Genomic DNA, 752 nt, shown 5'->3' with positions numbered 1-752 from the left:
CGCGCGACCCGCGCGCCGCTCAGCCGCTGGAACGACACACTTACCGACCTGCTGCCCTCGGTGGGGATCACCAGCAGCCTCGACCGGCTGGGGGCGGACTGACCGGTGGACGTCCGGTCCATCCTCGTGGTCTGCGTCGGCAACATCTGCCGCTCGCCCACCGGCGAGCGGCTCCTCCGGGCGCGGCTCCCCGGGCTCCGGATCGAGTCGGCGGGGCTGGCGGCACTGGTGGGCAGTGCCGCAGACGGGCGCTCGGCGGCGGTGGCCGAGGCGGGCGGGCTGTCGCTCGCGGGCCATGTGGCGCGGCAGTTCACGCCCGCGATGGGAACGGCCTTCGATCTCATCCTCGTCATGGAGACGGCGCACCGGGCCCGGATCGCCCGGCTGGCGCCGCAGCTTCTCGGCCGGACCATGCTCTTCGACCACTGGACGGGAAGCCAGGGGATCCCCGATCCCTACGGCCGCCTCGCCGAGGTCTACGAGAGCACATTTTCCAGATTGTCCGCGGCGGCCGATGCCTGGGCCCTGCGGCTGCGCAAGAGGGTTGACGGATGACGGATGCGTCCCGGCCGGTGCCGGCCGCCGAAGAGGACGAGATCGATCTCGGGCTCCTCATGGCCCAGCTCTGGGCCGGCAGGACCTGGATCGCGGGCTTCATGACCGGGACGGCGTTTCTCGCGCTGGCCCATCTCGTCAACACGCCCCCGACCTATCAGGCGGATGCGCTCCTGCAGCTCGAACCCAAGAGCAGC

2 protein-coding genes are annotated in these 752 nt (G+C 71.7%); both read left to right on the top strand.

Annotated elements, in window-relative coordinates:
- Window positions 1-105 precede the first annotated feature (105 nt).
- Window positions 106-555, top strand: coding sequence for an arsenate reductase/protein-tyrosine-phosphatase family protein (locus tag ACTVZP_RS22285; RefSeq protein ID WP_443214311.1), 450 nt, complete (start codon window positions 106-108; stop codon window positions 553-555).
- Window positions 552-752, top strand: a 201-nt coding sequence (locus ACTVZP_RS22280) for a Wzz/FepE/Etk N-terminal domain-containing protein (protein ID WP_443214310.1), incomplete at its 3' end; no start/stop codon positions are given. The genes ACTVZP_RS22285 and ACTVZP_RS22280, both read left to right, overlap by 4 nt.

This window comes from Rhodobacter sp. NSM (assembly GCF_052244495.1).
Lineage (GTDB): Bacteria > Pseudomonadota > Alphaproteobacteria > Rhodobacterales > Rhodobacteraceae > Cereibacter_A.
Note: the sequence above shows the minus strand (reverse complement) of the source record. Positions and strands in the feature narration are given on the sequence as shown.